Consider the following 20596-nt stretch of genomic DNA (forward strand, 5'->3'; position numbering starts at 1 on the left):
GGCTCCGCCGCGTGGGCGAGGAGGTCTGGCGTGCGGGTCACTGCGAAAGTGCCTGACCAGCTACGCGACGATCACCTTGCCAGGGCCGGCGTCGCCCGCGGCGGAGCCGCAGATCAGCAAACAGTTCAGGTCGCGGCAGCGAACCTGCGCAGGCGGAGGCTGTTGGTGACCACGAAGACCGAGGAGAAGGCCATCGTGGCCCCCGCGACCACCGGATTGAGCAGGCCGGCTGCGGCGAGCGGGATCGCGGCGACGTTGTAGGCGAAGGCCCAGAACAGGTTGCCCTTGATGGTGGCGAGGGTGCGGCGGGAGAGCCGGATCGCGTCGGCTGCGGACCGCAGGTCGCCGCGGACCAGGGTCAGGTCGCTCGCCTCGATCGCGGCGTCGGTGCCGGTCCCCATGGCGAGGCCGAGGTCGGCCTGGGCCAGGGCGGCGGCGTCGTTGACCCCGTCGCCGACCATGGCGACCGAGCGGCCCTCGGCCTGCAGCCGCCGGACGGTGGCCACCTTGTCCTCGGGGAGCACCTCGGCGATCACGTCCGCGGCGTCGATGCCGACCTCGGCGGCGACCGCCTCGGCGGCGCTGCGGTTGTCACCGGTGAGCAGCATCGGCCGCAGACCGAGCGCCCGGAGTTCGGCGACGGCCAGGGCCGAGCTGGGCTTGACGGTGTCGGCGACCACCAGGACGGCCCGGGCGGCACCGTCCCAGCCGACCGAGACGGCGGTGCCGCCGGCGGCCTCGGCCGCGGCCTTCGCCCGGGCCAGGGCGGGCGGCAGGTGCTGGGCCCAGTCGGCGAGCAGCAGCTCGCGTCCGGCGATCACCGCGTGGCCGTCGACCACGCCCTGGACGCCCCGGCCGGGGACGTTCTCGAAGTTCTCGACCGGCGGGAGCTCGCCGAGCCGTTCGGTGGCGGCTGCGGCGACGGCGGCCGCGATCGGGTGCTCGGAGGCGTGCTCCAGGGCGCCGGCCAGCCGGAGCACCTCGTTCTCGGTGACCCCGTCGGCGGTGTGCACAGCGGTCAGGGACATCCGTCCGGTGGTGACGGTGCCGGTCTTGTCGAGCACGATGGTGTCCACCCGGCGGGTGGTCTCCAGCACCTCAGGGCCCTTGATCAGGATGCCGAGCTGGGCGCCGCGTCCGGTGCCGACCATCAGGGCGGTCGGGGTGGCCAGGCCGAGGGCGCAGGGGCAGGCGATGATCAGCACCGCGACGGCGGCGGTGAACGCCTCGGTCGGGCTGTTGCTGACCAGCAGCCAGCCGACCAGGGTGCCGAGTGCGATCAGGATGACCACGGGGACGAAGACGGCGGAGATCCGGTCGGCCAGCCGCTGGGCGGCGGCCTTGCCGTTCTGCGCCTCCTCGACCAGCTTGGCCATCCGGGCCAGCCGCGTGTCGGCGCCGACCCGGATGGCCTCGACCACCAGGCGGCCGCCGGCGTTGACGGTGGCCCCGGTGACGGCGTCGCCGACGGTCACCTCGACCGGGACGGCCTCACCGGTGAGCATCGAGGCGTCCACGGCGGAGCTGCCCTCGACCACGGTGCCGTCGGTGGCGATCTTCTCCCCGGGCCGGACCACGAACCGCATGCCGACCGTGAGCGCGCCGACCGGCAGCCGTACCTCGCGGCCGCCCTGGAGGACGGCGACGTCCTTGGCCCCGAGGTCGAGCAGGGCGTGCAGGGCGGCGCCCGCGCGGCGCTTGGAGCGCGCTTCCAGCCAGCGGCCGAGCAGGATCAGGGTGGTGACGACGGCGGCGGTCTCCAGGTAGAGGGTTGACGAGGCGTCACCCCCACCGCTGCCGAGGGTGAAGGCGTGCCGCATGCCGGTCATCCCGGCGTGCCCGAGGAACAGGGCCCAGACGGACCAGCCGAAGGCGGCCAGGGTGCCGAGCGAGACCAGGGTGTCCATGGTGGCCGCGCCGTGCCTGAGGTTGGTCCAGGCGGCGCGGTGGAAGGGCAGGCCGCCGTAGACCACGACCGGGCCGGTGAGCGCGAAGGCGAGCCACTGCCAGTTGTCGAACTGCAGCGCCGGGATCATCGAGAGCAGCACCACGGGCACCGAGAGCGCGGCGCTGATCAGCAGTCGCTCGCGCAGCGGATCGGGCTGGGCCGGCGGCTCGGCCGGGGCATCGGCGGTCGCGGGCGGGGCGGGCAGCTCGGCGGTGTAGCCGGTGCGCTCCACGGTGGCGATCAGGTCGGCCACGCTGACCTCGGGCGCGAAGTCGACCTGCGCCTTCTCGGTGGCGTAGTTGACGGTGGCCTCGACGCCGTCCATCCGGTTGAGCTTCTTCTCGATCCGCGCCGCGCAGGAGGCGCAGGTCATGCCGCCGATGGCGAGTTCCACCCGGTCGCGGAGGGCGCCGGGCTCTATGCCTGGGGTGGTGGTGCTCATGGCTCTTCTCTGCTCCTCGGTACGAGCGCGGGCGGTGCGGGCGAGCGGGCGGTGCGGTACGAGGGCGTACGGGGCCGCGCACGCCTGGGCGGCCCCGTACGGAGTGCTCAGGCCGAGCGGCCGACCAGCTCGTAGCCGGCCTCGTCGACGGCGGCGCGGAGCTGCTCGTCGTCCAGCGGCGTCTGCGAGGAGACGGTCACGGTGCCGGCCTTGGCGTCCGCGGCCACCTCGGTCACGCCGGGCAGGCCGGCCACCTCGGCACTGACCGACTTCTCGCAGTGGCCGCAGCTCATACCGCTGACGGAGTAGGTGACGGTGCTCGACATCGGGGCCTCCGGAGGCTTCGTTGCCCCTGGGCAGGGGCTGACTCTGACAACACCATACCCCCCTGGGGTATTCCGTGCGCCAGTGGGTGATGGTGGCGATCGTCACGATCGCCAGCAGAGAGTAACGGTCCGACGACGCAGAGTCCGCCCCGGCGGGCCGGGGCGTGTCACGTCGGGGTGGCCGGAAACGCGAGAGCGGGTGGTTCCCGGGAACCACCCGCTCTCGTCGGACCGCCCGGTCAGCCGTTCGGAGCGGCCGCCCGGCTCCGGCCGATCAGCGTCCGGAGCCAGACCAGGCCGCCGAGCGAGACCACGATCAGCCCGAGGGTGTCGTACAGCGTGTAGAGGTGGACCTGCTGGCTGGTCGGGTTCGGCATGTAGCCGAGCTCGAAGACGGCCCGCTGGAAGTCGCTCGCGGTGGTCCGGGCCACCAGCCAGACGGCGATGCCGCCGGTGCTGTCCCAGAGCGCGTGCAGCAGCGAGACGCCGAGGTAGGTGAGGATCACCGGCGCGTTGAACCGGAAGTGCGTGCCGCGCCGCTCGCGGAACAGCACCCCGCCCATGATCGCGGTCCACAGGATGTGGCCGACCGGGGCCAGGACGCCGCGCAGGATCTCGGTCTCCACCAGGTCCTTGAGCGAGAGGCCGTGGATGCTCAGCACCGCGTTGAAGGCGTAGCCGGCGCTCTCGAACGCGGCGAAGCCCGCGCCGACGGTGGCGCCGAGCACCAGGCCGTGCCGGAGGCCGGCCACCGGGATGCGGCGGGCCACCATGATCAGGGCGGCCAGCTTGACCGCCTCCTCGATCAGGCCGACGCCGACGTACATCCAGACCGAGGGGGAGATCAGGTAGGTCTCCAGCACCGAGGCGCCGAGCACCCCGATGATGCCGCCGATGCCGAAGCAGGCGGCGATCCGCTCGGTGCCCACGTCGACGGCGTAGCGCTCGTACGCCCAGACCACGAAGGTGCCGGGGACCAGGAAGCTGCCGAGCAGCACGATGGTCGGCACCAGGTTGCTGTTGTCGGTGAAGAAGGTGACGACCACGGTCGCCACCCAGAGGGCCAGGCCGATCAGGAACAGCCGGAGCCAGTGGCGGGACTGCTGGGCCGGTGGTGCGGCGGCGGGTGCGGACCACTGGGGACCGGGCGGAGGGGGAGATGGCGGGGTGTGGCTGCCGTATCCGGACATCGGTGGGGGCCTTCCCTCGATGAGTGGGCGTCACGTTCCCCGTACGGTATGACAAAAGGGGCAATTCGGGTGGTATTCGCCTGGCGGACGCGCGGATGCGAAGACCGATTACTCCGCTATGTTCGGTATGTGTCCCGGTTCACCCGAGCCCAGTCGCCCACGGCCCCCAAGGCCGCGGGGCTCTCGCCCGCGCGGCGGGAGCGCGCGCTGCTCGCCGCCGACCTGCAGGACCTGTCCTGGCGTCGACGGGCCACCCCGGCCCTGCTGGCCCTGCTGGTGGTGGTGTTCGCGGACCTGGTGACCGGGCGGGAGAGCTACCTGGCCCCGCTGATGGTGGTGGTCCCGTCGATGGCGGCGCTCACCCTGCGGCCGGTGGAACTGCTGGTGGTCTGCACGGTCGGCTTCGGCGCCCTGATCGGGCTGGGGCACTACGACCAGGTGGCCGATCTGAACAACGGTCAGTTCCTGTTCGGCGCGGTGGTCAGCTACCTGATCCTGTCGGTGTTCAGCGCCTGGGTGGCCCGGATCAGGATGCGCAGAGCCGCGGCCTTCGCCGCCGTCTCCTCGGTGGCGGAGGCCGCCCAGCGCGCCCTGCTCCGACCACCCGGCCCGGCGGTCGGGCCGCTCCGGCTGGCCGTCCGGTACGCCTCGGCGGCCGATGCCGCCCGGATCGGCGGCGACCTGTACTCGGTGCTGGAGACCCCGCACGGCACCCGGGTCCTGGTCGGCGACGTCCGGGGCAAGGGGCTCGGCGCGGTGCAGACCGCCGCCGTGGTGCTCGGGGCCTTCCGGGAGGCGGCGTACGACGAGAGCGGGCTGCTCACGGTGGCGGCCCGGGTCGAGGCCAGCGTGGAGCGGCACGTGCCCGACGGTGAGTTCACCACCGCGCTGTTCGCCGAGGTGACCCGCCCCGGCACGGTGGAGCTGCTGCACTTCGGGCACGTCCCGCCGATCATGGTGGCCCGGGACGGGACGGTGCAGGTGCTGGAGGCCAGCGACCCCTGGGTGCCGCTCGGCCTCGGCCGGCTGGCGGCCGGTGAGCCGCAGAGCATGGAGACCGCCTTCGGTCCGGAGGACGTGCTGGTGCTCTGCACCGACGGCGTGATCGAGGCCAGGCACCACCGCAGCGGCGAGTTCTACCCGCTGGCCGAACGGGTCGGCCCGCTGGTCCGGGAGGCCGCCCGGTCGGCGGCCGAGCTGGAGGTGGCGGTCGGGCGGCTGTACGCCGACCTGCTGGAGCACACCGGCGGCGAGCTGGGCGACGACGCCCTGCTGCTCCTGATCAGCCGTACCGACCTCGAACGGCCCCCGAGCTAGGCCACGTCGGCCAGCGCGCGCAGGATCAGCGCGGCCGAGGTGGCCCCGGGGTCCTGGTGGCCGACGCTGCGCGGGCCCAGGTACGACGCCCGGCCCTTGCGGGCCCGGAGCGGGACGGTGTCCAGCGCGCCCTGTTCGGCGGCGGCCGCCGCGTCGGCGTACGAGCCGGTCCGCCCGAAGGCGGCCAGCGCCGGGGTCCAGGCGTCCACGATGGTCTTGTCGCCCGGGGCGGCGCCGCCCAGCCGCTCGACCGCGGCCAGCCCGGCGGCCAGTGCCGAGCCGAAGTCACCGCCCTCGGTCAGTGCCGCGCCCATCGCCCGGAACGCCTTCCCGTACAGCGGCCCGGAGGCGCCGCCGACCTTGGAGATCAGCGTGCTGCCCGCCTTGGTGAGCACCGCGCCGGCCGAGTCCAGGCCCTCGATCGCGGGCAGTACGGCGCTGAAGCCCCGGTGCAGGTTCGCGCCGTGGTCGCCGTCGCCGATCGCCGCGTCCAGGTCGGTCAGTTCCTGCTGCCGCCGCTCGACGGCGGCCGCGACGGCCCGCAGCCAGTCCAGGGCGAGGGTGGTGTTCATTCCGGCGTTCCTCTCAGGACCAGCGCAGGGCGGGGGTGGTCACCGGGGCGTCCCAGAGTTCGAGCAGTTCCGGGTCGGCCTTGGTGAGGGTCAGTGCGAAGCCGGCCATGTCGAGGCTGGTGACGTAGTTGCCGACCAGGTTGCGGGCGATCCGGATCCCGCGCCCGGCCAGCCGTTCGGCGACCGCGCCGTAGACCACGTACAGCTCGATCAGCGGGGTGCCGCCGAGCCCGGTCAGCAGGGCGATCACCTCGTCCCCGGCGGTGAGGTGGTGGTCGGCCAGGATGGTGTCGACCACCTCGGCGGCCAGTTCGGCGGCCGGGCGCAGCGGCTCGCGGCGGCGGCCCGGTTCGCCGTGGATGCCGACGCCGACCTCGATCTCGTCCGCCGGGAGGTCGAAGCCCGGCTTCCCGGCGGCCGGGACGGTGGCGGCGGTGAGCGCGATGGCGAAGGAGCGGGAGGCGGCGTTGACCCGGTCGCCGAGGGCGGCCACCTCGTCGAGGCCGGCGCCGCGCTCGGCCAGCGCACCGGCGGTCTTCTCGACCAGCACGGTGGCGCCGGTGCCCCGGCGGCCGGCCGTCCAGGTGGAGTCCTCCACCGCGACGTCGTCGTTCACCAGCACGGTGCGGACCTCGATGCCCTCGTCGGCGGCCAGTTCGGCGGCGAGTTCGAAGTTCAGCACGTCACCGGTGTAGTTCTTCACCACGAAGACCACGCCCGCGCCGCTGTGCACCGACTGCGCGGCGGCCAGCAGCTGGTCGGGCACGGGGGAGGTGAACACCTCGCCCGGGCAGGCCGCGTCGAGCATGCCGGGGCCGACGAAGCCGCCGTGCAGCGGTTCGTGCCCGGAGCCGCCGCCGGAGACCAGCGCGACCTTCGGGACGGTCGGCCGGCCGGACCGGGTGATCACCCGGTTCTCCCGATCCACGGTCAACTCGGGGTGGGCCGCCGCGAATCCGGCCAGCGCGTCGGCCACCACCGTCTCCGGGGCGTTGATCAGTTTCTTCACGACCGGCTCTCCTCGCGGTGGCGACGGGTGCTGCGGCCGACGTTACGTCAACCGGGGCGGCCCGGCCTCCGGTACGACACGCCAGGACCGAACTGGTCGGGGGTGGACGGCGGATGGCCCTGGGTATGGTCGGGGCATGGGCGCGTACGTGGGCATCGTTCTGGTCTCGCACAGTCCCGGCCTGGCGGCCGGGCTCCGGCACCTGCTGGCCGAACTCGACTCCGGGAACGTCCGGGTGCTGCTCGCGGCGGGGACCGAGGACGGCGCGCTCGGCACCAGCTACGACCTGATCGTGGCGGCCGTCGCGGCGGCGGACTCCGGGGCCGGGGTGGTGGTGCTGGCGGATCTGGGCAGCTCGGTGCTGACCACGCTGGCCGCCCTGGAGGACCACCCGGCGGAGCGGGCCAGGCTGGTGGACGCGCCGTTCGTGGAGGGCGCGGTGGCCGCCCTGGTCACCGCCTCGACCGGGGCCGCGCTGGCCGAGGTGGTGGCGGCGGCCGGGGACGCCCGGGGCTACCGGAAGTTCTGAGCCGGGGTCAGCTCACTTGGCGTCCGCGTAGGAGTCCACCACGGCGGTGCTGAGCGGGAAGCGCACCGGGGTGTCGCCGAACACCAGCCGCCGGGCCTCCTCGCCGGCCTCGGTGACCGCCTCGACCACCTGGTCGGCCAGGTTGACCGGGGTGTGCACCATCACCTCGTCGTGCTGGAAGAAGACCAGGTGCGGCCGGTCCGCCCCGGTGCCCAGCGGCGTCAGCCGGCGGCGCAGCGAGGCCAGCAGGGCGAGCGCCCAGTCCGCTCCGCTGGCCTGGATCACGAAGTTGCGGGTGAACCGGCCGCGCGCCCGGGCCGAACGCCCGCCCGCCTCCCCGGCGGTCTCCGGAGCCTCCGTCAGATCCAGCCAGTCGGCGGACGGCGGTGGGCAGGTGCGGCCCAGCCGGGACCGGACGATGCCGCCCTCCTCCCCGGTGCGGGCCGCCGCCTCGACGTAGCCCATCGCCGTCGGGTACCTGCGGCGCAGGGTGGCCAGCAGCGGGCCGATGTCCCCGCTGGTCTGGCCGTACATCGCGCCGAGCAGGCCGAGCTTGGCCTTCTCCCGGTCGCCCTGGAACGCCTGGGCGGCCAGCGCCGCGTACAGGTCGCCCTCGGCCGCCGACCGGGCCAGACCGCTGTCACCGGAGAGCGCGGCCAGCACCCGGGGCTCCAGCTGGGCCGCGTCCGCCACCACCAGGGCCCAGCCCGGGTCGGCCACCACCGCGCCGCGCAGGATCCGCGGGATCTGCAGCGCCCCGCCGCCCCGGCTGGCCCACCGGCCGGACACCACCCCACCGACCACGTACTCCGGCCGGAACCGGCCGCCGCGGGCCCAGGCGTCCTGCCACGCCCAGCCGTGCGCGGCGTGGATCCGGGACAGCTCCTTGTAACGGATCATCAGCCGGGCCGCCGGGTGGTCGATCTCGCGCAGCTCCCACACCCGGGTCGAGCTCAGCCGGATGCCCTGGTCGGCGAACGCCTTCAGCACCTGGGCGTGCGAGTCGGGGTTGAACGGGCGGGCACCGAGCGCCTGCTGCAACTCGACCGACAGCTCGGCGAGCAGCTTGGGCTGGGTGCCGGGCACCTGCGGGCGGGGGCCGAGCAGGTCGGTCAGCAGCCGGTCGTGCCGGTCGGACCGCCACGGCAGGCCGTCGTACGTGATCTCGGTGGCCAGCAGCGCCCCGGCCGACTCGGCGGCCACCAGCAGCCGGAACAGGCCGGGCTGCTCGACCAGCGCGATCCGGCGCAGCTGCTCGGCGTGCACCGCCACCACCGCCGTCAGCTGGTCGGTGCTGGGCGGCAGTTGCAGTCGGTCCGGCGCGAACAGGCTGTCCTGGTCCTCGCCGCCGGCGGTCTCCGGCAGGTCGGCCGGGACCGGCAGCCCACGCAGCCGCGCCCACGCGGCGCCGAGCGACCGGGGCTCGCCCCAGGCCCCCTCGTACCCGAGCAGCAACGCCTCCACCAGCCGCAGGTCGTGACACCGGCTCACCCGGAGCGGGAGCAGCGGCGCGTACGCGCTGTCGGCCGCCGCCCAGACCCAGCGGGGCTGCCCGGCCGCCTCCCGCTGCGCCACCGCAGCGGCCAGGTCGGCCACCTGCTCCGGCGGCCCGAGCGGCACCCCGTCCTCGCCGAGCGGCTGCAAGCGCCCACCCGCCCCGTGCGGAGCGGGCACAACGGCAATCCGTGGCGCCACGGGGCCTCCTCACACATCGGACACAGGTTCGCCCCGACCGTACCGGCCCCTACCGACACTTCCCGTCAGGCACACGCTCTGGGCAAGTGCTCAAGCATCTACGGTCCAGAGCCCCGAGCCCCTGATGGTTGAGCCCGGAGTGCAGGTGACCGGGGCCCCTGTCTTCCGGTAGGTGTGCCCGAGTGCCTAGGGTCGGGGTCATGAGCGACAACCCTTTCTTCGAGCCCAGCACCCTGGTGTTCGAGCTCCCGCCCTTCGCCGCCATCCGGGAAGAGCACCACCTGCCCGCCTTCGACCGCGGCATGGCCGACCAGCTCGCCGAGATCGCGGCCATCACGTCCGACCCGGAGCCGCCGAGCTTCGACAACACGGTTGTGGCGCTGGAGCGTTCCGGTGCGCTGCTGCGCCGGGTGCGCCTGGTCTTCGACAACCGGAACAGCTCCGACACCACCCCGGGACTGCAGGCGCTGGACGCCGAGCTGAGCCCCCGGCTGGCCGCGCACCAGGACACCATCCTGCTCGACCCGGCGCTGTTCGCCCGGTTCGAGGCGCTGCACCGGGTGCGGGCCGAACTCGGCCTGGACGCCGAGAGCCTGCGGCTGCTGGAGCGGCACCACACCCGTTTCGTCCGGGCCGGGGTCCGGCTGCCGGCCGAGGGGCAGCTGCGGTTGCGGGAGATCAACGGCCGGCTGGCCTCGGCCCAGGCGGCGTTCCGGCAGAACGTGTTCACCGACACCCGGGCCCGGGCCGTGGTGGTGGAGCGCGCCGAGGAGCTGGCCGGCCTGTCGGCCGATGCGGTGGCCGCGGCCGCGGTGAACGGCCGGGCGCTCGGCCGGGACGGCTCGTACGTGCTGAGCCTGAAGAACTTCACCAACCAGTCCGAACTGGCCGAGCTCACCGACCGGGAGCTGCGGGCCCGGCTGCTGGCCGCCTCGGTGGACCGGGCGGTGGAGAGCAACGGGCCGCTGGCGATCGAGCTGGCCGGGCTGCGGGCCGAGCGGGCCGAGCTGCTCGGGTACCCGAGCCACGCCGCGTACGTGGTGGCCGACGAGACGGCCGGGACGGTCGGGGCGGTCGAGGAGCTGTTCGCCCGGCTGATCCCGCCGGCGGTCGCGAACGCGCAGGAGGAGGGCCGGAAGCTGGCGGAGTTCGCCGAACGGGCCGACGGGGTCACCGACTTCGCGGCGCACGACTGGCTGTACTACTCCGAGCGGGTCCGGCAGGCCGAGTACAGCCTGGACGCGGCCGAGCTGCGCCCGTACTTCGAGCTGGAGCGGGTGCTGCACGACGGGGTGTTCTTCGCCGCCGGGCTGGCCTACGGGCTGACCTTCACCGAGCGGGCCGACCTGACGGGGTACCACCCCGACGCGCGGGTCTTCGAGGTGTTCGAGGCGGACGGTTCCTCGCTGGGCCTGTTCCTCGGCGACTTCCACGCCCGGGAGTCGAAGGGCGGCGGGGCCTGGATGAACGAACTCGTCCAGCAGTCCGAGCTGTTGGGGCAGCGGCCGGTGGTGGTGAACAACCTCAACATCGCCCACCCGGCGGCCGGTGAGCCCGCGCTGCTGACCTGGGACGAGGTGCGGACGCTGTTCCACGAGTTCGGCCACGCCCTGCACGGGCTGTTCTCGGCGGTGCGCTACCCGCTGTTCTCGGGCACCGAGGTGCCGCGTGACTTCGTCGAGTTCCCGTCCCAGGTGAACGAGATGTGGATGACCAGGCCCGAGGTGCTGGCCAACTACGCCAAGCACCACCTGACCGGCGAGCCGCTGCCCGCCGAGCTGGTCGAGCGGATGGCCGCGGCCGAGCGGTTCGGGCAGGGCTTCCGCACCGTGGAGTACCTGGCCGCCGCGCTGCTGGACTGGGCCTGGCACACCGTGCCCGCCGGTGAACAGATCGAGGACGCCCGGGAGTTCGAGGCAGCCGTGCTGGCCAAGGCCGGGCTGGGCGACCCGCTGGTGCCGCCGCGCTACCGGAGCACCTACTTCAGCCACGTGTTCTCCAACGACTACAGCGCCGGGTACTACGCGTACATCTGGTCCGAGGTGCTGGACGCCGACACGGTGCGCTGGTTCGGGACGAACGGCCGCAGCGTCCGGGAGAGCGGGGAGGTCTTCCGGGCCGAACTGCTCTCCCGGGGCGGCAGCGTGGACGCGCTGGACTGCTTCCGCGCCGTGGTCGGCCGGGACCCGGAGATCGCCCCGCTGCTGAGCCGGCGCGGCCTGGACGGCTGACCGGGCCGGCCCGGGTTCAGCGGGCGCTGATCCGAACCGTCACGGTGGTGCCGGGGCGGGCCGGCGGCAGCAGGATCCGGGCCACCCCGGCCCGGTCGCCCCGGGGTTGGTCGACGTCCAGCACCGAAGCCCGGGCGCCGGTCACGGTGACCCGGGCGCCGTGCGGGTAGGCGGTGCCGGGCAGGCTGATCTCGGTCCAGCCGCCGCTGCCCCCGGCGGTGCGGCCGCCGGTGACGAAGGTCAGGGTGTACGTGCCGTCCCGGTGGCTCTCGGCGCCGGGGGTGCCCGCCAGGGCCCGGGCGTACGGGCCGAAGACCGGCTCGTTGCCGGGGGCCGGGCGGCCGTCCGGGCCGAGCGCGCAGTAGCCGCCGGCGCCCTTGCACCAGTACCACATGGCCCAGCCCGAGGCGAAGCCGTTCATCGCCGCGACCTGACGCTTCACCAGCTCGGCGTTGCCCGGCCGCCGGGAGTCGGGCGGCCCCCACTCGCCGACCAGCACCGGCAGGTGGTGGGCCGTCGGGTAGGCGGTGATCGCGGCGAGGTAGTTCTCCACGAAGCCGCCGGACGGGTCCCAGTCCCGGCCCGCCTCGACCGCGGTGTCGTAGAAGTGCGGGGCGTAGCCCAGCCGGTCGGCGCCCGAGCGCGGGTCGCCGAAGGACGGCAGCTGCGTCGGCACGCCCTGGCCGACCAGCACGGTCGGTTCGACGAACAGCCAGGACCGGCTGTCGACCTGCCGGACGGCCGTGATCAGCCGGCGGTACATCCCGGCCAGCCGGCCCAGCTCCAGCTCGGCCGAGGCGGCCACCAGCACGGCCGGGTCGGTCGGGTCGCCGGGGATCGGGCCGGACGGCTCGTTGAACAGGTCATAGCCCAACAGTGAGCGGTGGTCGCGGAGTTCGCGGGCCAGTCGGGTGTAGAAGTCGGCCTGCCAGCGGCGCAGGTCGGCGTCGTCGTAGAGATGGGTGAAGGCGGCCTGCACGGCCGGCTGGAAGTAGCCGGCGAACCAGTCGTCCGGGTCCTCCTCGAACGGCAGGCCGTCGTCCCGGGTGGCCCAGAGCGGGATGCCCCGGTCGCCGCCGCCGAACTTCGGTCCGTAGACGTCCTGGTGGAAGTCGACCAGGGCCAGCAGGCCGTACTTCTCGGCCCAGTTGAGCACCCGGTGCAGCCGGGCCAGCTCGGTCCGGTCCAGCTGCCCCCGGGTCGGCTCCAGCCGGTTCCAGGAGATCGCCACCCGGACCAGGGTGAAGCCGTGTTCGGCGGCGGAGCGCAGGTCGCCCTCGGTCGCCTCGGCGTACTTGTCGACATTGAAGCCGCGCAGCTGGAGCACCCGTCCGGACTGGTCGGTCAGGTGGGTCCGGCCGTCGGCGGTGGTCACCGTCCCGGTCGGGAAGTCGGCCCGCGGGTGGCGGTCGCCCTGGCGGTCGGCGTCCTGGTGGGCGGCGGCCTCGACCGGCAGCGCGGCGCCGGCCAGGACGGCGACGGTGGCCAGGGACAGGGCGGCGGCGGTACGGCGGACACGCACGGGGCACCTCGCGGCGGGGCATGGGGGTGGGGTGCGCCGATCCTGCCGCACGCCGGGGATGGGCACAAGAGGTGAGTACGACTCATGTTCTGCGCCCGCTCGGGCGCTACCCGAGCGCCCCGGGCAGCGGGGCGGCCGCCGCCAGCCGGCCCCAGAGCAGATCGGCCAGCGCCTGCACCATCCGGGCCCGGGGGCAGGGCCGCTGGTCCAACCACCAGTCCCCGGCCGCCAGCACCATGCCGGTGATCGAACGGCCCCAGGTCTCGGCCAGCAGCGGCGCGTCCGGGCCGAGGTCGACCTGCTCCCGGACCGCCCGGGTGATCTCCTCGGCGATCTGCCGCAGGGCCGGCGCCAGCGCCTGGCCCGCCCCGGCCGGATCGCCGGACTCCGGGTGGGTCAGCAGCCGGTACACCTGCGGGCGGGACTCGATGCCCGCGAGGTAGACGTCCAGCACGTGTTCGACCCGGTCGCGGCGCTCCAGCGGCTCGTTCAGCGCGGCCCGGACGGCGGCCAGCAGGCCGCTGGTGTGACGCTCGGTCAGGGCCCGGATCAGGCCGGTCCGGTCGCCGAAGTGCCGGTACAGGATCGGCTTGGTGATGCCCGCCTCGGCGGCGATCGCGTTCATGCTCGCGCCGGGGCCGTCGCGCTGGACGACCCGGTCGGCCGCGTTCAGCAGTTGCTCGCGGCGGGGCTCGGCGGCGGTCGGCGGCTGCTCGCGGCGGGGCTCTGTGGACACGGTGACGCTCCTCGCTCGGCCGTTGACACGGATTACCAATCAGTAGCAGACTCGCGGCATGTTACCCGGGGTAACACCCCGATGGCGTGGGCCTTTCCGGTCCGCACTCCCGTCCCGGAGGCAACCCGTATGAGCACCTTCTCCCTCGACCCAGGCCCGGACCAGCTCGCCGTCCGGGACTGGCTGCACGGTTTCGCCGCCGATGTGATGCGCCCGGCCGCCGCCGAGTGGGACGAGCGCGAGGAGACCCCCTGGCCGGTCATCCAGGAGGCCGCCAAGATCGGCATCTACTCGCTGGACTTCTACGCCCAGCAGTACTTCGACCCCTCCGGCGTCGGCATCCCGATCGCGATGGAGGAGCTGTTCTGGGGCGACGCGGGCCTCGGCCTGGCCATCGTCGGCACCACGCTGGCCGCCGTCGCGGTGCTGGCCAACGGCACCGACGAGCAGATCGGCACCTGGGCGCCGCAGATGTTCGGCACGCCGGACGACGTCAAGGTGGCCGCCTTCTGCTCCTCCGAGCCGGACGCAGGCTCGGACGTCTCGGCGCTGCGCACCCGCGCGGTGTACGACGAGGCGAAGGACGAGTGGGTGCTGAACGGCACCAAGACCTGGGCGACCAACGGCGGGATCGCCGCCGTGCACGTGGTGGTCGCCACCGTCGACCCGGCGCTCGGCGCCCGGGGGCAGGCCTCCTTCGTGGTGCCGCCCGGTACGCCCGGCCTGAGCCAGGGTCAGAAGTTCAAGAAGCACGGCATCCGCGCCTCGCACACCGCCGAGGTAGTGCTGGACGGGGTCCGGATACCCGGCAGCTGCCTGCTCGGCGGCAAGGAGAAGCTGGACGAGCGGCTGGCCAGGGCCCGCGAGGGCACCAAGCGCTCCGGCGGCAAGAACGCCGCGATGGCCACCTTCGAGGCGTCCCGCCCCGCCGTCGGCGCCCAGGCGATCGGCATCGCCCGGGCCGCGTACGAGGTGGCCCTGGACTACGCGAAGACCCGGGTGCAGTTCGGCCGCCCGATCATCGACAACCAGGGCGTGGCCTTCCAGCTGGCCGACATGAAGACCCGGATCGACGCGGCCCGACTGCTGGTCTGGCGGGCCTCCTGGATGGCGGCCAACAACCAGCCGTTCACCTCGGCCGAGGGCTCGATGTCCAAGCTGTACGCGGGTGAGACGGCCAAGTTCGTGACGGCGCAGGCGATGCAGATCCTCGGTGGCAACGGCTTCACCCGGGAGTACCCGGTGGAGCGGATGCACCGGGACAGCGCGATCTACACCATCTTCGAGGGCACCAGCGAGATCCAGCGGCTGGTGATCGCCCGGGCCGTCTCGGGGATGCCGATCCGCTAGAAGTTCGGTCGGCGGCGTTCCAGGAACGCCGCCAACCCCTCGCGGACGTCCGGTGCGTGGCGGGACTTGCGCTCCCACGGAGCCAGCGCCGCCGCCGGGTCGTCCGCGGCCAGCGCGGCCTTGGCGGCGCCGATGGTCTGCGGCGAGCGGGTCGCCAGCAGCTCGGCGAACTCCCGGGCCCGGGCGTCCAGTCGGTCGGCCGGCAGCACCTCGTCGGCCAGACCGAACAGCTCGGCCCGCCGGGCGTCCACCAACTCGCCGGAGAACAGCAGGTACTTGGCCCGGGCCGGGCCGACCAGCCGGGCCAGCCGGACGGTCGGCACGGCCGGGTAGACCACCCCGAGCTTGGCCGGGGTGATGCCCAGCAGGGCGTCCTCGGCGACGAACCGCAGGTCGCAGGCGGCCGCCAACTGGCAGCCACCGCCCACGCAGTGGCCGTGCACCACGGCGATGGTCGGGTGCGGGAAGGCGGCCAGCGCCTCCTCGGCCGCGACGTTCTCGGCGTGGTAGGCGTCGGCCAGGTCGGGGTCGGCGTAGATCCGGGTCAGCTCGCCGATGTCCGCCCCGGCGCTGAAGGTGCCCCCGGCGCCGGTCAGCAGCAGCACCCGGACCCCGGGCGCGGCCGCCAGCCGGTCCAGCAGGCCGGGCAGGGCCCGCCACATCGCCCCGGTGACGGCGTTCCGGCGCTCCGGCCGGTCCAGCAGCAGGGTGGCGACGGGGCCGTCGACCGAGGCCCGCAGGCCGGTCACGCCGGTTTCGAACTGCTGGGGCACGGTCGCCTCCTCGAAGGGTGTCCCGTCACCCTTCCACAGCGGGCCGGTCCGGGACCACGGCGGTGACTGTGATCTCCACCAACTGGCCGGTGTAGCCGAGCGTGGTGACGCCGAGCAGGGTCGAGCTGTGCGGACCGGCGCTCAGTGCCGAGGCGTTGACCAGGTCCCAGACCTCGGAGAGCGGCTCGGGCCGGTCGGCCACCACGTAGACGGTGCTGGCCACCACCCGGTCCAGCCCGCTGCCGACCGAGGCCAGCGCGGTCTCCAGGTTGCCGAGCACCTGCCGGGTCTGGGCCGGGAGGTCACCCGGGCCGACCAGGTCGCCGTCGGCGTCCAGCGGCACCCCGCCGGCCAGGAAGACCAGCCGCTCACCGGCCTCGACCAGGACGGTGTGCGCGTACCCCGGGGGCGGGAACAGGGCGGGGACGGTGCGGTGCTCGGCCATCGGGCGCTCCAAGGGGGCTGGCGGATCGTCAGCCGCTCATCCTCAACGGGCAAGGCCCGGCTGTCACTTGGTTTTCTGCCACTCGTGGGCGAGCATCGACCAGATCTCGTAGTCCAGCCGGACGCCCCGGAACTCGACGTGCTCGCGCAGCGTCCCGTCCAGGTGCATGCCGAGCTTCTGGGCCACCGCCCGGCTCCGGGTGTTGACCGTGCTGTTCCACCACTCGGCCCGGTGCAGGCCGCGCACCGTGAAGGCGTGGTCCAGCAACCGCCGGACGGCGGCCGTGATCAGCCCCCGGCCCTGGCCGGCCGGCTCGGACCAGGCGCCGATCTCGCAGGTGCCGGCCTTGGTGTCGAAGGCCACGAACATCACGCCGCCCACCAGCGTCCCGTCCAGCTGCCCGGTGTCGGTGGCCTGCCGGTCGGCGTAGCGCTGCAGGGTGGCCCGGGCGGAGTCCAGGTCGGTGCTGAAGGTGGCCCACGGGATCCACGGGTCGACGTTGGCCCGGGCCCGGTCGATGTGGGTCAGGAACTCGGCGGCCTGCCACGGCTGGAGGGGGCGCAGCTCGGCGTCCTCGGTGAGCGGTACGGCGTACATGGGGCCCTCCCCGGGCGGATGGTCGGACGTACATAACAAACGTTTGGTAGGTACCCTAGCGCCATGACGCCAGCCCGTGGAGACCATGACGCCCGCCGGTCCGAGGTCTCCGCGGCGGTCTGGCGGGTGCTGGCCGAGCGGGGCTTCGGCGGCCTGACGCTGCGCGCGGTGGCGGCCGAACTGAACGCCAGCACCGGGATGCTCACCCACTACTTCCCGAACAAGCGGGCCCTGCTGACGTACGCGCTGGACCTGCTCGACCGGCACACGGTGGAGCGGCCGCGCCCGGCGGCCGAGCGCACCTCGCCGGCCGACGGCGGGCGGGCGCTGCTGCGCGCGGTCCTGCTGGACATCCTGCCGCTCACCCCGGAAGGGGTGGCCGGCAACCGGATCTGGGTCGGCTCCTGGGACGCGGCGCTGTCCGACCCGGAGCTGGCGGCCGACCACGCGGCCCGCTACCGCCGGGCCCGGGAGCGGATCACCGAGCTGGTCGGGCAGGCCAGGGAACAGGGCGAGCTGCTGGGGGAGGCGGGCGTCGAGGAGGTGGCGGCGGGGGCCCAGAGCTTCGTGCTGGGGCTGGTGGTGCAGGCACTGTTCGCCCCGGCCGACTTCCCGCCGGAGCGGCAGGTCGAGTTGCTGGACCGGTACCTGGACGGGCTCTGAGGCCGAGATGGGGCGGGGCCGGTGCACTGCGAGGCCGGGGCGCTGGGCCGGGGGAGCGGGGCCGGTGCACTGCGGGGCCGAGGCCGGGATCCGGCGGCCGGTGGGGTGGTGCTGGTGCCCCCAGCAGGATTCGAACCTGCGACCTACCGCTTAGAAGGCGGGTGCTCTATCCGCTGAGCTATGGGGGCGTGACGACATCGGCCCGGGTGGGCTTCGGTCGGCCTGCGGGGTCCGGGACAGGATAAGGGTGCCCAGATACTCAGCCGGGTCTTCAAGCACCGTGCGTGGTGTGTCGGCACCGGTTGAGCGGTCCGATAATCGCAGGTGGCGGCCGGGCATGCAGCGCCCTGACCGCTTCTGGCGCCGGACGTTGTGCAGTCGTTACGGGGCTGTCTCCCCACCTGTTATGGATTCGGTGCGGAGAATGGACCGGCCGGAGGGGCGGGTGGGGGGAGGTTTTGGCTTCCTTCGGTCGGATGACGTGCGCGGATGCGCCGACCGGCCACCCCTTCGGGGAGCGTCGCCCAGCGGCAGGCCCGGCCAGTACTTGTCATGGCCCCGAAAAACTGACGTCAAGTCAGCTGGAAATCGGAGCCGATTCACTCCGGAGAGTGATCCCGGTTATCCACAAGTACGAGTTTTCCCCAGGATTTCGAAACGCTCGGGATCGTTTTCCCCGGCCCGGCATCCTCTTCCCCGTCGGCGTGATTTCACCCGGTGATTCCCGATGGACGGAGAGTGTTCCGATGAACGAGACGATGGTGACCATGATCGGAAATGTCGCCACGGTGGTGAGCTACTCGCAAACCGCCGCCGGCGTCCCGGTGGCGAACTTCCGGATGGCCGCCACCGAGCGCCGCTACGACCGGGAGAAGGGCGACTGGGTGGACGGTGAGACGAGCTGGGTCACCGTCACCGCCTGGCGCTGGCTGGCGGCCAACGTGGTGAGTTCGCTCAGCAAGGGCGACCCGGTGGTGGTCAGCGGGCGGCTGCGGGTCCGGGAGTGGGGCGAGGAGGACAAGCGGCGCTGCGTGGTGGAGATCGACGCCCGGGTGGTCGGCCACGACCTCGGCCGGGGGACGACCGCGTTCCGCTGGGCGGTCCAGGCCAAACCCGATCTGGTGCTGGGTCGTTCGGGTCGGGAGGAGTCCGCCGCCGGGCCCGCGGCCGCCCGCTCCGGTCCCCGGTCGGCCGCGCTCGCCGGGGCGCTGCCCGGCCAGGCGTCGGCCGGGCAGGCGGTGCCGGAGTGGATCGTCGCCGCGGTCGGGTCCAGGCAGGCGGCGATGGCCGGAGCCACCGCCGGAGCCACCGCCGGGGCCACCGCCGGGGATGAGTCGGCCACGGCCGGTGCGGAGGGGGCGACCGGGGCCGAAGTGAGCGGTGGTGTGCGGGAGGTGGAACCGGGAGGTGTCGAAATTGCAAGCAGTGATCGAGTAGCCGTCGGCTGAGACCGATGCTGATCACTGTTCGGCACTTCGAGCCCGACGGAGTGCCCGGTTGGAAAGGCCCCTGATTGGGAGTGAGAATCTGGCGGGTCGTCAGTACACCGCTACGATGAGCTGCTTGATAACAATATAGATACGGAACCGTCCGCGTTTGGCACGGAGGTTTGCCAGCGGCCTCCGGTCAATAAGATGCCTCTGGTTCACACAAGTGCGGCGGTGTCACAGGGTGCGTCGCTTTGCAAGGCGGGCTGCCATCGGCAAGGCCCAGCCCGGAGGGGTCAACTAGATGTTCCACAAGCAGGGGCGGGCTCTCTCCCGCATAGCCGGTGTCATGCTCGCGTCGAGCATGCTGCTGGGCAGCGGGATGATGCTGGCGGGCGCGGCCAGCGCCGCCGGTTCGGAGACGACCGGGGCGAAGGCGAAGCTGAAGCCGGGCGTCCGGTTCAGCGAGACCATCAGCTACGAGCGTGACGGTCACAAGTACGAGGTGCAGGGCGGCATCCTCCAGTTGGAGACCGAGGACGAGAAGATCCTCGACACCTACTGCATCGACCTGCTCAACCCCACCCAGCCCAGCGCGGACTACACCGAGACCGGGTGGGCCTCCAGCTCGCTGGCCGGGAAGCCCGAGGAGGCCGGGAAGATCCTCTGGATCCTCCGCAACTCCTTCCCGCAGCAGAGCATCGAGAAGCTGCGTGAGGCCACCAAGATCGCGGACCTCAGTCAGGACGACGCGGCGGCCGGTACCCAGGCCGCGATCTGGCACTTCTCCGACGGTGTCGACGCGGTCCCGGACGACCCGCAGGCCAAGCAGCTGACCGAGTACCTGCGCCAGAAGGCGGTCAAGCTCGAGGAGCCGAAGCCGACCCTCAGCCTCAGCCCCGCCGCGGTCTCCGGCAAGAGCGGCGACCTGCTCGGCCCGATCACCGTCACCACGAACGGCGCGTCGGTGTCGCTGGCGCTGGACGAGGCGGGCACCAAGGCCAACCTGAGCATCACCGACAAGGCGGGCAAGGCGGTCAAGACCGCCAAGAACGGCGACGAGATCTACGCCAAGTCCCCGGCCGGCGCGAACCCGGGCAACGCCACCATCAAGGCCGGCACCTCCGCCGAGGTCTCGGTCGGCCGCGCCTTCACCGGGGTGAACGCCCAGGGCAAGCACAGCCAGACGCTGATCCTGGCCGGCTCCCAGCCCGTCCCGGTCACCGCCTCGGTGGCCGTCAACTGGGCCCCGACCGGCCCGATCCCGGCCGTCTCCGCCAAGGTCGACTGCGTGCAGGGCGCCGTGGTCGTGACCGCGGCCAACAACGGTGACCAGGACTTCACCTTCACCCTGTCCGGCCAGACCGTCACCGTCCCGCCGGGCGGCACCAAGAGCGTCCCGGTCAAGGTCGCCGAGGACACCGCGTACGACATCGTGGTCAGCGGCCCGAACGGCTTCAAGCAGGAGTTCAAGGGCGTCCTGAACTGCAAGACCGACACCGCGAGCTCGCCGACCCCGAAGGCCCCGTCGGCCAGCCCGAGCGGCCCGGTGCTCGCCAACACCGGTGGCGGCGGTCAGACCCCGCTGCTCGCCGGCATCGCCGGTGCCCTGGTGATCGGCGGCGCCGCCGCGGTCTTCACCCTGCGTCGCCGCGGTCGTCACAGCCGCGCCTGACCGGCCGAGCCGACTCCGCCGACCGGCGGATCCGCAGCCCGGAGCCGATCCGGCCCCGTTCCCTCCGCAGCCGAGGGGGCGGGGCCGGTCCCGTTCCCGAAGATCGCGTTCGGGGGCGTGGGCCGCGTGCGGCACAATGGAAGGCTGTA

The 20596-nt window shown here is 73.3% G+C and carries 18 protein-coding genes and 1 tRNA gene; 7 read left to right on the forward strand and 12 right to left on the reverse strand.

The window, feature by feature from the left end:
• Window positions 1-125: 125 nt before the first annotated feature.
• The 3 genes from OHV05_RS24245 to OHV05_RS24255 all read right to left on the reverse strand — a co-directional run bounded on the left by OHV05_RS24245 (window position 126) and on the right by OHV05_RS24255 (window position 3906).
• A complete protein-coding gene (locus OHV05_RS24245; protein WP_405019506.1) occupies window positions 126-2390 on the reverse strand; it encodes a heavy metal translocating P-type ATPase in 2265 nt (754 codons plus the stop codon).
• A 107-nt stretch (window positions 2391-2497) separates the two neighbouring features.
• A complete protein-coding gene (locus OHV05_RS24250; protein WP_405019507.1) occupies window positions 2498-2716 on the reverse strand; it encodes a heavy-metal-associated domain-containing protein in 219 nt (72 codons plus the stop codon).
• A 239-nt stretch (window positions 2717-2955) separates the two neighbouring features.
• A complete protein-coding gene (locus OHV05_RS24255) occupies window positions 2956-3906 on the reverse strand; it encodes a PrsW family intramembrane metalloprotease (protein ID WP_405019508.1) in 951 nt (316 codons plus the stop codon).
• 129 nt (window positions 3907-4035) lie between these two features.
• Here OHV05_RS24255 and OHV05_RS24260 point away from each other — a divergent pair, with 129 nt between their 5' ends.
• Window positions 4036-5223: a PP2C family protein-serine/threonine phosphatase gene (locus tag OHV05_RS24260; RefSeq protein ID WP_405019509.1), complete on the forward strand. Its 1188-nt coding sequence runs from the start codon at window positions 4036-4038 to the stop codon at window positions 5221-5223.
• On the opposite strand, the gene dhaL is transcribed toward OHV05_RS24260, so the two are convergent.
• Both dhaL and dhaK read right to left on the reverse strand, forming a co-directional pair.
• Window positions 5220-5795, reverse strand: a complete 576-nt coding sequence (gene dhaL, locus OHV05_RS24265; RefSeq protein ID WP_405019510.1) for a dihydroxyacetone kinase subunit DhaL — start codon at window positions 5793-5795, stop codon at window positions 5220-5222. The genes OHV05_RS24260 and dhaL overlap by 4 nt on opposite strands.
• Before the next feature lie 13 nt (window positions 5796-5808).
• Complete coding sequence (dhaK, locus tag OHV05_RS24270; RefSeq protein ID WP_405019511.1) at window positions 5809-6804, reverse strand: dihydroxyacetone kinase subunit DhaK; 996 nt, start codon at window positions 6802-6804, stop codon at window positions 5809-5811.
• Between the two features lie 136 nt (window positions 6805-6940).
• Between dhaK and dhaM the strand changes: the two genes are divergently transcribed.
• On the forward strand, window positions 6941-7333 hold the full coding sequence (gene dhaM / locus OHV05_RS24275) for a dihydroxyacetone kinase phosphoryl donor subunit DhaM (protein ID WP_405019512.1): 393 nt from the start codon (window positions 6941-6943) through the stop codon (window positions 7331-7333).
• Between the two features lie 12 nt (window positions 7334-7345).
• On the opposite strand, the gene OHV05_RS24280 is transcribed toward dhaM, so the two are convergent.
• Entirely contained in the window at window positions 7346-9028 is a 1683-nt protein-coding gene (locus OHV05_RS24280) for a bifunctional 3'-5' exonuclease/DNA polymerase (RefSeq protein ID WP_405019513.1), read from the reverse strand.
• A 200-nt stretch (window positions 9029-9228) separates the two neighbouring features.
• On the opposite strand from OHV05_RS24280, the gene OHV05_RS24285 reads away from it, so the two are divergent.
• On the forward strand, window positions 9229-11259 hold the full coding sequence (locus OHV05_RS24285; RefSeq protein ID WP_405019514.1) for a M3 family metallopeptidase: 2031 nt from the start codon (window positions 9229-9231) through the stop codon (window positions 11257-11259).
• A 16-nt stretch (window positions 11260-11275) separates the two neighbouring features.
• Here OHV05_RS24285 and OHV05_RS24290 read toward each other — a convergent pair whose 3' ends face one another.
• Window positions 11276-12781: a cellulase family glycosylhydrolase gene (locus OHV05_RS24290; RefSeq protein ID WP_405019515.1), complete on the reverse strand. Its 1506-nt coding sequence runs from the start codon at window positions 12779-12781 to the stop codon at window positions 11276-11278.
• 106 nt (window positions 12782-12887) lie between these two features.
• Window positions 12888-13517, reverse strand: coding sequence for a TetR family transcriptional regulator (locus OHV05_RS24295; protein ID WP_405019516.1), 630 nt, complete (start codon window positions 13515-13517; stop codon window positions 12888-12890).
• 129 nt (window positions 13518-13646) lie between these two features.
• Between OHV05_RS24295 and OHV05_RS24300 the strand changes: the two genes are divergently transcribed.
• Window positions 13647-14867, forward strand: a complete 1221-nt coding sequence (locus OHV05_RS24300; RefSeq protein WP_405019517.1) for an acyl-CoA dehydrogenase family protein — start codon at window positions 13647-13649, stop codon at window positions 14865-14867.
• Here OHV05_RS24300 and OHV05_RS24305 read toward each other — a convergent pair.
• The 3 genes from OHV05_RS24305 to OHV05_RS24315 form a co-directional block, all read right to left on the reverse strand.
• Window positions 14864-15640 (reverse strand): enoyl-CoA hydratase/isomerase family protein, encoded by a 777-nt coding sequence (locus OHV05_RS24305; protein ID WP_405019518.1) that lies wholly within the window; start codon window positions 15638-15640, stop codon window positions 14864-14866. The two genes, OHV05_RS24300 and OHV05_RS24305, sit on opposite strands and share 4 nt — an antisense overlap.
• 25 nt (window positions 15641-15665) lie before the next feature.
• Window positions 15666-16085 carry a RidA family protein gene (locus OHV05_RS24310; protein WP_405019519.1) on the reverse strand — a complete coding sequence of 140 codons (420 nt, stop codon included), beginning with the start codon at window positions 16083-16085 and terminating at the stop codon, window positions 15666-15668.
• A gap of 63 nt (window positions 16086-16148) precedes the next feature.
• Window positions 16149-16682, reverse strand: a complete 534-nt coding sequence (locus OHV05_RS24315; RefSeq protein ID WP_405019520.1) for a GNAT family N-acetyltransferase — start codon at window positions 16680-16682, stop codon at window positions 16149-16151.
• Between the two features lie 63 nt (window positions 16683-16745).
• Here OHV05_RS24315 and OHV05_RS24320 point away from each other — a divergent pair, with 63 nt between their 5' ends.
• Window positions 16746-17345, forward strand: a complete 600-nt coding sequence (locus OHV05_RS24320) for a TetR/AcrR family transcriptional regulator (protein WP_405019521.1) — start codon at window positions 16746-16748, stop codon at window positions 17343-17345.
• 112 nt (window positions 17346-17457) lie between these two features.
• Here the strand turns inward: OHV05_RS24320 and OHV05_RS24325 are convergent.
• A tRNA-Arg gene (locus tag OHV05_RS24325) sits at window positions 17458-17533 on the reverse strand.
• Window positions 17534-18091: 558 nt separating this feature from the next.
• On the opposite strand from OHV05_RS24325, the gene OHV05_RS24330 reads away from it, so the two are divergent.
• Window positions 18092-18793: a single-stranded DNA-binding protein gene (locus OHV05_RS24330; protein WP_405019522.1), complete on the forward strand. Its 702-nt coding sequence runs from the start codon at window positions 18092-18094 to the stop codon at window positions 18791-18793.
• Window positions 18794-19121: 328 nt separating this feature from the next.
• Complete coding sequence (locus OHV05_RS24335) at window positions 19122-20447, forward strand: Cys-Gln thioester bond-forming surface protein (protein WP_403035902.1); 1326 nt, start codon at window positions 19122-19124, stop codon at window positions 20445-20447.
• Window positions 20448-20596 lie beyond the last annotated feature (149 nt).

The organism is Kitasatospora sp. NBC_00070 (assembly GCF_045041205.1).
In the GTDB taxonomy this organism is placed as follows: domain Bacteria; phylum Actinomycetota; class Actinomycetes; order Streptomycetales; family Streptomycetaceae; genus Kitasatospora.

What these genes read in the sequence shown, in the direction of transcription:
- OHV05_RS24335 (WP_403035902.1), top strand. Translation starts at nt 19,122, where the DNA reads ATGCTCGCGTCGAGCATGCTGCTGGGCAGCGGGATGATGCTGGCGGGC.
- OHV05_RS24285 (WP_405019514.1), top strand. Translation starts at nt 9,229, where the DNA reads ATGAGCGACAACCCTTTCTTCGAGCCCAGCACCCTGGTGTTCGAGCTC.
- dhaM (WP_405019512.1), top strand. Translation starts at nt 6,941, where the DNA reads ATGGGCGCGTACGTGGGCATCGTTCTGGTCTCGCACAGTCCCGGCCTG.
- OHV05_RS24320 (WP_405019521.1), top strand. Translation starts at nt 16,746, where the DNA reads ATGACGCCAGCCCGTGGAGACCATGACGCCCGCCGGTCCGAGGTCTCC.
- OHV05_RS24330 (WP_405019522.1), top strand. Translation starts at nt 18,092, where the DNA reads ATGAACGAGACGATGGTGACCATGATCGGAAATGTCGCCACGGTGGTG.
- OHV05_RS24245 (WP_405019506.1), bottom strand. Translation starts at nt 2,390, where the DNA reads ATGAGCACCACCACCCCAGGCATAGAGCCCGGCGCCCTCCGCGACCGG.
- OHV05_RS24255 (WP_405019508.1), bottom strand. Translation starts at nt 3,906, where the DNA reads ATGTCCGGATACGGCAGCCACACCCCGCCATCTCCCCCTCCGCCCGGT.
- dhaL (WP_405019510.1), bottom strand. Translation starts at nt 5,795, where the DNA reads ATGAACACCACCCTCGCCCTGGACTGGCTGCGGGCCGTCGCGGCCGCC.
- OHV05_RS24310 (WP_405019519.1), bottom strand. Translation starts at nt 16,085, where the DNA reads ATGGCCGAGCACCGCACCGTCCCCGCCCTGTTCCCGCCCCCGGGGTAC.
- OHV05_RS24300 (WP_405019517.1), top strand. Translation starts at nt 13,647, where the DNA reads ATGAGCACCTTCTCCCTCGACCCAGGCCCGGACCAGCTCGCCGTCCGG.
- OHV05_RS24315 (WP_405019520.1), bottom strand. Translation starts at nt 16,682, where the DNA reads ATGTACGCCGTACCGCTCACCGAGGACGCCGAGCTGCGCCCCCTCCAG.
- OHV05_RS24250 (WP_405019507.1), bottom strand. Translation starts at nt 2,716, where the DNA reads ATGTCGAGCACCGTCACCTACTCCGTCAGCGGTATGAGCTGCGGCCAC.